The organism is Halobacteriovorax sp. (assembly GCF_041587335.1).
Classification (GTDB): Bacteria; Bdellovibrionota; Bacteriovoracia; order Bacteriovoracales; family Bacteriovoracaceae; genus Halobacteriovorax.
This window is the reverse complement of the sequence record NZ_JBFGYP010000116.1, coordinates 1-9067: the sequence shown is the minus strand read 5'-3', so window position 1 is coordinate 9067 and position 9067 is coordinate 1. Positions and strand designations below refer to the sequence as shown.

7 protein-coding genes and 1 pseudogene are annotated in these 9067 nt (G+C 35.9%); 4 read left to right on the top strand and 4 right to left on the bottom strand.

Annotated elements, in window-relative coordinates:
* Nucleotides 1–1768, bottom strand: a 1768-nt coding sequence (gene alaS / locus ABX784_RS13455) for an alanine--tRNA ligase (RefSeq protein WP_372655574.1), incomplete at its 3' end; no start/stop codon positions are given.
* A gap of 236 nt (nt 1769–2004) precedes the next feature.
* Between alaS and ABX784_RS13450 the strand changes: the two genes are divergently transcribed.
* Entirely contained in the window at nt 2005–3576 is a 1572-nt protein-coding gene (locus tag ABX784_RS13450) for a phosphoenolpyruvate carboxykinase (ATP) (protein WP_372655573.1), read from the top strand.
* Nucleotides 3577–3613: 37 nt separating this feature from the next.
* Here ABX784_RS13450 and ABX784_RS13445 read toward each other — a convergent pair whose 3' ends face one another.
* Nucleotides 3614–4234 (bottom strand): histidine phosphatase family protein, encoded by a 621-nt coding sequence (locus ABX784_RS13445; RefSeq protein WP_372655572.1) that lies wholly within the window; start codon nt 4232–4234, stop codon nt 3614–3616.
* Between the two features lie 55 nt (nt 4235–4289).
* On the opposite strand from ABX784_RS13445, the gene ABX784_RS13440 reads away from it, so the two are divergent.
* Genes ABX784_RS13440 through ABX784_RS13430 form a run of 3 tightly spaced genes read left to right on the top strand, consistent with a single transcriptional unit; the run spans nt 4290 to nt 7550 of the window.
* Complete coding sequence (locus ABX784_RS13440; protein WP_372655571.1) at nt 4290–4826, top strand: CopD family protein; 537 nt, start codon at nt 4290–4292, stop codon at nt 4824–4826.
* A gap of 52 nt (nt 4827–4878) precedes the next feature.
* On the top strand, nt 4879–5418 hold the full coding sequence (gene msrB / locus ABX784_RS13435; RefSeq protein WP_372655570.1) for a peptide-methionine (R)-S-oxide reductase MsrB: 540 nt from the start codon (nt 4879–4881) through the stop codon (nt 5416–5418).
* 2 nt (nt 5419–5420) lie between these two features.
* Nucleotides 5421–7550, top strand: coding sequence for an FAD-dependent oxidoreductase (locus ABX784_RS13430; protein WP_372655569.1), 2130 nt, complete (start codon nt 5421–5423; stop codon nt 7548–7550).
* A 1-nt stretch (nt 7551) separates the two neighbouring features.
* Here ABX784_RS13430 and ABX784_RS13425 read toward each other — a convergent pair whose 3' ends face one another.
* Nucleotides 7552–8535, bottom strand: coding sequence for a response regulator (locus ABX784_RS13425; protein ID WP_372655568.1), 984 nt, complete (start codon nt 8533–8535; stop codon nt 7552–7554).
* 76 nt (nt 8536–8611) lie between these two features.
* Nucleotides 8612–9067, bottom strand: a pseudogene (locus ABX784_RS13420) (ABC transporter ATP-binding protein); the annotation flags it as partial.

Sequence of the window (9067 nt, the reverse complement as noted above, 5' to 3'; positions counted from 1 at the left end):
TTTGAACTGCATGTTTTCCAACAACTTTATGAAGGGCCGCATGAAGTAAGTGAGTTGCAGAGTGATTTCTCTTTATATCTGCACGAACTTCATTATCGACGATAAGCTCTACTTCATCAGTATTATTTAATTTACCTGAAATTACATTTGCAACATGTACGTGAACTTTTCCAACTTTCATTGTATCGATAATTTCAATCTTAGTGTCACCAGCCTGTGCAACACCACTATCACCTATTTGCCCACCAGACTCACCATAGAATGGTGTTTTCTCTGTAGTAAATAGAAAGCTCTCACTCGCTAAAACTGAATCGACACTCTCACCATCTTTGATTAATAAGTTTACCTTTGATGAAGCATTTTCAACTTCATAACCTACAAAGTCAGTTGCTGATAATTTTGAAACAAGCTCTTCAATCTGTTCTTGATCAGATGATCCACCCTTTCTAGAAATTACTCTTGAGGCCTTTCTATGTTCTTCGTAGCATTTTTCATACTCAGCATTATCAAGTTCAATCCCTCTATCAGAAAGATCTGACTTCAAAACATCTAACGGAAGACCGTGAGTCGTAACAAGTTCAAAAGCTACTTTTCCTGGGAATATTTTATTAGAACTTTTATTTTCAGAAAGTTCTTTTTCAATCAACTCTAATCCAGTCTTAACAGTTGGAATAAAGTCTTTTATTTCATTATTTAAATTATAAGTAATCATATCTTTTGCAGATTTAATTTGAGGGTAATAATCACTCATCATCTCTACAATAACATCTACCATTTCGGAGAAGTCTATTTTTGAAACTTTCTTTGCCATTAGAGCGGCAACGCACTTTCTAATCAAACGCCTTGGTATATAACCCTGACCTTCATTTGAAGGAGCTACACCCTCAGCTAGAATAAATACAGCACCTCTTATATGGTCTGTAAGCATTCTTGCTTTTTTCATAGAAGCTTCACTACCGTCAGAACTTAAAAGCTTATGAGAAATATCCATAAGTGGTTGCATAAGATCAGTTTCATAAACTGAATCATGACCATTCATTACCATTGCAAGTCTTTCTAAACCAGAACCCGTATCTACAGACTTAAGAGGAAGAGGAGTAAAACTTCCATCCTTCTTCTTATTAAGTTCCATAAAAACACCAGCATTCCAAATTTCTATGTATCTTGATACATCATCAAAATGTCCACCAGGCTTATACTCAACACCATAATCTGGACCACAATCAAAAAAGACTTCAGTACACGGACCACATGGCCCAGTCTCACCGGCCGGTCCCCAGAAATTGTCATCACCAAGCATAACAATATGGTCTGCTGGAACTCCACACTTCTTCCATGCCTCTACGGACTCATTATCAGGATCAATTCCTAATTCTTTATTTCCACCGTATACAGTGAAGTAAAGTCTCTTTGGATCAAAACCAAGTTCATCAACAAGTAATCCATAAGCAAGAGAGCAGGCCTTTTCCTTGTAATAATCACCGATTGACCATGATCCCATCATTTCAAAAATTGTTAAATGGTGTCTATCGCCAACATCATCAATATCTTTCGTTCTAATACATGGTTGAAAGTTACATAACTTCTTACTTGGCGGCTCTTCTTTACCTAAGAAGTAAGGCTTTAGGGGTGCCATTCCAGAGTTGATAAACAGAAGAGTTGGATCATTTTGTGGCACAACAGATGCTGCTTTGATCTTCAGATGATTATGTTTTTCAAAGTATGAGAGGAATTTTTCTCTAATCTCTCTAGAATTAAGACTTTTCATTGACTTAGAACCTTACGCAAGATGTTAAAATATTTAATTTAGTTATATAACAACTTACTCACTTCGCCAAAAGTTTCAAGTGAATATCTTAAAAAAAGATGATTCTTATAAGGTATTTTTTAAGGTGCAAAATAGATATTTTAAGTTTAGTATTTAGCACTAAATCTAATACTTAACATTAGCTTAGAAATAGCATCAAATAAATACTACTGAATAGGTATAAGGAGATTCACCCCATGGATAATTTCTATAAAGAACTTGGAATAAGCGCAGACAGTAAACTCCACGTTGACTCTCCGAGGAGCTTCCTCGTCGCAGAAGCAATAAGAAAAGGGTACGGAAGACTAACAGCAGACGGTGCTCTTACTGTTCTAACGGGAAAGCATACTGGAAGATCTGCTAAAGACAGATATATTGTAAAAACTGAAAATACTGCTGGCCCAGTATGGTGGGAGAATAACCTTCTTCCAATGACTACGGAAAACTTCAATGCTTTAAAGACAAAGGTCATCAATTACCTTAATCAGACAGGGTGCCTATATATTACAGAAAGATCAGTTGGGGCCCACCAAACTCACAATATCGGAGCGAGACTTATAACGTCTCACCCACAACATGCTCTTTTCTCTAAGCACTTATTTAGAGAGAAGACTAGAGAGTTTAACGACACAGATTATACAATTCTTCACGCTCCAGAACTAAAGCTAGACCCAAGTGAATTCAATACAAAGACAGAAACAGCTGTTGTAACTTGCCTAGATACAAATACAACAATTATCTGTGGAACGCTTTACGCAGGTGAAATTAAGAAAAGTATGTTCGCAGCGATGAACTACAGACTTCCAGAAGCTAAGATTCTTCCTATGCATTCAGGTGCTTCTCGCTTAGAGAATGAAGACGTATCAGTCTTCTTTGGTCTTTCAGGGACAGGAAAAACAACTCTTTCAACTGATGAAGGAACATACCTAATTGGAGACGATGAACACGGACTAAGTGATGAAGGAATCTTCAACTTTGAAGGTGGATGCTACGCAAAGACTTATGAACTTTCAAAAGAAACTGAGCCGGAGATTTGGGATGCTTCTAATAGATTTGGAGCAATGCTTGAAAATGTTGTTCTAGATGAAGAAACAGGTAAAGTTGATTACTTTGATAAATCAATTGCTGAAAATGGTAGATCTTCTTACCCACTGAGCTTTATTCAGGAATTAGAAACATCATCAAAAGGTAAAATCCCTAAAGATATATTCTTCCTTTGTGCTGATGCATTTGGAGTACTTCCTCCAGTATCAAAACTAACAAAAGAACAGGCAATGTTCTATTTCGTACTTGGTTACACAGCAAAGCTTGCAGGTACTGAAATTGGAGTAAAAGAGCCACAAGCAACTTTTTCTCCTCTTTTTGGTGCACCATTCATGCTAAGACACCCAAGTGTATACGCAGAATTATTAGGTCACTACCTAGATAAGTATGATATTAATGTTTGGCTAATTAACACTGGTTGGACTGGTGGTGCTTATGGTGAAGGAAAGAGATTCCCACTAAAAGTAACAAGAAAGATTATTAGATCAATACAGGCCAATAAATTAAATGATGTTGCTCTTGAGAACGACCCAATCTTCAATCTAGCAATTCCATGTGAGGTTCCAGAGGTTCCAAGAGAGCTTTTAAATCCACAACAAACATGGCAAGACTCTGCGGCCTATACAGAAAAAGCACAATCACTTGCTTCTTCTTTCCACAAGCAAATGGAAAACTTTGGAGATTTCTACAAAGAGAATATTGCCGGAGCACCTACTTACAAATAGACTTTATCTTAGGTCGCTTCGGCGGCCTAAGTCTTTTCTAATTATAACAGAGGTCTTTTTCGTTATTAAATGGACCCTCTACTTGAAAATCATCTCCATTAAAACTTATCTTATAAACAACACAATTTGGAATTTTAACTAACTCAGCCTCATTTGGAAGGTAGTGATGCATAATACTTCGTAGAGCTCCTCCGTGTGTGCTTAAAGCAACACTTGATGTGCTAGATTCAACTCTTATTTTATCTATAAAAGATATTAGTCGCTCTCTAACTTCTCCTCTCGTTTCACCACCAGGATAAGAAAATGTGTCGGCTTCAGGACCACCTTTATGAATATCCCAAAACTTTGTAGAAAATCTTGAGAGAAGCTCATCTATATGCATTCCCTCGACCTCACCAAAATTAGCCTCTCTGAGCTCGGGAGACTTTTGAATGGATACACTTCTATTTTCAAATACTATTTCTGCAGTTTCATGAGCGCGCAAGAGATCGGATGTAAAAACACGGTCTATATTAATACTGCTAAAAAATTCTCTTAAACTCTGTGCTTCTTTTCGACCTAGATCATTCAAAGGAATATCTGTATTTCCTTGAACCTTCTTCAATCTATTCCAGTCAGTTTGCCCATGTCTAAAAATATAAAACTCAATATTCTTCATATACTACTCGCCTCCTTCCAACTATGTTAAAATACCCTAAAAAAAAGGATTAAAATTGGAAGCATTCCCATATTTAAAAGCACTACATATTATCTTTATTGTAACTTGGTTTGCTGGCCTATTCTATATTGTAAGGCTATTTATTTACCAAACCGAAGCACAAGATAAATCAGACCTTGAAAAGAAAGTTCTAACTGATCAATTTAAAATCATGTCCAAGAGGCTATGGTATGGAATAACTTGGCCTTCGGCAGTTTTAACTCTCATATTTGGTCCTAGTTTAATACATATTTACATGCCAATCTCTGAGCACCCATGGCTCATTGCTAAGCTATGCTTTGTACTTTTACTCTATATCTATCACTTTATTTGTCACCGTATCTTCAAAAACCTTCAGAGTGATATCTATAATCTAAGCTCGACAAAACTTAGAATTTGGAATGAAGTTGCAACAATTCTTCTTTTTGCGATTATATTCTTAGTGATTCTTCAGAGCGTATTATCCATGTGGAAAGGACTTCTTGGCCTAATTCTGTTCAGTGCGCTCTTAATGGTTGCGATAAAACTCTATAGAAAACAAAGACTTAAATAATTGTCACAAAATTGTGATCTTTAACACTAACTAAGTAGGAATAGGAGATCACATGAAAAAGTTAATACTATTATCCCTTACAGGATTTCTTCTCGTTGGCTGTGTGGCCAATATATTTAATAGTTCTGCAGCCAATGAAGGAAAAGACTATAAAGACAGTCATTTATCCTCACTGGAAGTAGATAAAGTTGACTGGAAGTCCAAAGATAAGCAGTACTGGGCAGAGGTACTCACCCCTCTACAATATAAGGTAACCAGAGAAGCCGGTACGGAGAGATCATATACAGGAAAGTATTGGGACTCAAAAGTTTCAGGTACCTATGTATGCTCAAACTGCGGTCAGCACCTATTTTCCTCAGAAACAAAATATAAATCAGGAACTGGCTGGCCAAGTTTTTGGAAAGCTATTTCAGACACTGCAGTTGCTGAAAAAGATGATTCAAAATTTGGCATGACAAGAACTGAAATAGTCTGTTCAAGATGTGGAGCCCACCTAGGTCATGTCTTTTCTGATGGACCACAACCTACCGGAAAACGTTATTGTATGAACTCAGTATCACTAATATTAATCCCTAACCAAAAAGAAAAGTAATTATGAAAAGTAAAATGACTAAACTTCTGATCGTTGTAGTTATAGCAGCGCTATTATTTTCTACATACTATTTTAATTTAACTCAGTACCTCACCCTTGATTTTCTAAAAGATAATCGGGCCTTGCTTGAAAGTTACTACGCAAATAATACGTTAAAAACAGTAGCGATATATTTTATTATCTATATCCTTACGACTGCACTCTCTATACCAGGAGCAGTCATTTTAACATTGGCAGCAGGAGCAATCTTTGGAGTCGTTAAAGGATCCATTATTGTCTCTTTTGCAAGTACGATTGGGGCAACTCTATCTTTTAGTGCTGCAAGATTTCTTTTAAGAGATACCATTGAGAAAAAATTTAAAAAGGCCTTAACTAAAATAAATCAAGGCATAGAGAGTGACGGTTACATTTACCTTCTAACACTTAGACTTATTCCGGCCTTCCCTTTCTTTCTAATTAACTTAGTCATGGGGCTTACAAAAATAAAAATACTGACTTACTTTGTTGTATCACAAATCGGTATGCTACTGGGAACGATCATCTATGTTAATGCTGGTGCACAACTTGTAAAAATAAATTCAGTAAATGAGATTTTTTCAGCTAAATTAATTCTTTCATTCTCAATTCTTGCGATTTTTCCACTTATTGCAAAGTTCATTATAAGCTTTATCAAAAAGAGAAAAGTATACGCTCCATTCAAGAGACCTAAGAGCTACGATTACAATATGGTATCAATTGGAGCCGGTGCCGGAGGTCTTGTGACGTCATATATTGGCGCGACAGTAAACGCCAAGGTTGCTCTTATAGAAAAATCAAAGATGGGCGGAGACTGCTTAAACACTGGATGTGTACCGTCTAAAGCAATAATAAAGACAGCAAGTGTAGTACACCACTCAAAAAGAGCAAGCGACTATGGAATAAAAGAAATCAAAGTTGATTTCGAATTCAAAGATGTCATGGATAGAGTAAAGTCAGTAATTAAGAAAATTGAACCCCATGATTCGATAGAGAGATACACTAACCTTGGTGTTGATTGCATTACAGGAAAAGCTAAAATACTTTCTCCTTGGGAAATTGAGGTGAATGGAAAAGTCATAACTACTAAAAATATTACGATTGCTACAGGAGCAAGGCCATTTGTTCCCCCTATTCCAGGCCTAGATAAAGTAAAGTATTTAACCTCTGACAATCTTTGGGATCTCGAAGTTCTTCCGAAAAAGTTCCTAGTTATTGGAGGTGGTCCAATAGGTATAGAGCTAGCTCAATCTTTTCAAAGGCTCGGCTCTCAAGTCATTGTAGTAGAGATGTCCAATAGACTTTTAGCGAAGGAAGACCCTGAAGTCTCTGACTTTATAGTAAAACAATTAAGATCTGAAGGTGTCGAAGTTTTACTAGAGCACCAAGCAAAAGAATTCAGCTCGAACCTTATGGTTGCAGACTATCAAGGCAAAGATATTAGTATTGAATTCGATGAAGTGCTCATTGCAATAGGTAGACGACCAAATACAAAGGGATTTGGATTAGAAGATATTGGTGTAAAGCTAAGAAAGAATGGAACTATTGAAACAAATGATTACTTACAAACAAATTTTCCAAATATCTATGCTTGTGGTGATGTTGCCGGACCTTTTCAGCTAACTCACACAGCAGCCCATCAAGCTTGGTACTGTGCAGTCAATGGACTATTTGGAACATTCAAAAAATTTAAGGTTGATTACTCAGTCATCCCATGGGCCACATATACAGACCCAGAGGTTGCGACTGTAGGAAAAAATGAAGTTGCATGTAAAGAAGAAGGCATTGCATATGAAGTAACTAAGTATGGAATTGACGATCTAGATAGAGCAATTGCCGATAGTGAAGATCATGGATTTGTAAAAGTTTTAACAGTCCCAGGAAAAGATAAAATTATTGGAGCTACTATTGTAGGAAATCATGCGAGTGACTTACTACTAGAATTCATAAGTGCTATGAAGCATAATTATGGACTTAATAAGATTCTTGGAACAATTCATATGTACCCTACAATGGGTGAAGCAAATAAGTATCTAGCAGGAGTATGGAAGAGCGAGAGAAAGCCTAAGAAACTCTTAGACTTTGTTCGTAAATATCATTCTTGGGTTAGAAGATAAGTTATGCGTTAGGAATAAAGCTAGAAATACTATTCTGGCTTATTAACCTTTTTACAAAACTATCAACTTGAGGAGTGATGGATACAAACCTAATGCCTACACCAGCATTAGGTACTCCATCACTTTTTTTCCATACAACTTCTGCAGAAATCTTGACTGGAGAAATATCCTTTTCAACCAATACGTTGAAGTCATAGAATTTTCCAACTTCCGCACTTTCTATAGAAGGGAAATCATTTATAGAAATAAATGCTCCTCCAGTTCCAACAGAAACCTTAGTTAAGTCTAAAGTTACCTTTTCAAAGTCTTGATGAATTTCTTTACTCTTAATCATTGATTGATTACGTTGAATTAAGTCTTCTATAAAGTAGTTTGAAATTAAATCAAATATTTCATCAATCTTAAAAGGCTTCTTAACATATGCAACAGCACCATAGTTTAGTAACTCATCAACATCGTAATCATGATGACCTGAAACCAGAATAACAAATGGCCATATAGGGTGAAACTTTCTAATTTCAGAAAGTAATTCTACTCCATCTTTATTTGGCATTCTTATATCGGATATAACACAGTCAAATCTCTCTGACTCTAAGATAGGAAGTACATTCTCAGGATCAGTGACCTTTCTCACACTCATACCCAAGTTTTCAATTGAGCTAGCAAGAACCTCACACATGACTTCATTATCTTCCACCACAAGAACTTTTGGAGTTCTAGCAAGAGATTGAAATGTTTTCATTTTAGAGAATAGCTCTTTATATAAGAGAACTGCGACTTCACACTTATTTTCACATTTGGTTTTTCTGAAAATATTTTCAAAATGGTTTCGAACAGTTGAAGTACTTATTCCAAGAGATTCTGAAATTTGCTTAGTACTAGTCATCTGCTTAAGAAGTTGACCTACAACCTCAGTCTCTCTTGGAGTGAGGTTAAAGCTTGAGGCGAAGTTTTTTACAATTGAGTTTTGATCTAGATTTTCCATGAGTATATATTCATATATTTAGTGCTCACTTCCAAGAATATTCTTCTTAATATTTACTAAAAATAATAGACAAAAGTTAAGCTTCTAGTTCATTTAACCTATTTTCATAGTCTTGTAGAATATCTTCATGCTTATCTGTTATATTTGAGAGCTCTTCATATTCAATATCTAAGAGTTTTTGTAAAACACCTAAGTTTTTAGAAAGATCTGAAATCTTCTTATTATCGCCACTGGTACTTGCTTCTATGATCGATTCATTTATTTCATCTATCTTTTCTTCTTTAGCAAATATATCCGTTTCGAGTTCATCCATTCTCTTTTTTAAATCTCTAGTATCTTTACTTCTCAATGTAACGAGTTCGGCCCTTAGCCTCTTTAGATCTTTCTTAGAGTACTTATCCTTTTTAACTGTATCAACGCGAGCTTCACTCTCATCTTCCCATCCAACCTTCTCAAGAAACTCGTCATAACTTCCTTCAAAAATCTCTGCACCACCATCTCTAAAAACAACTAACCTATTGGCCAGCCTTCT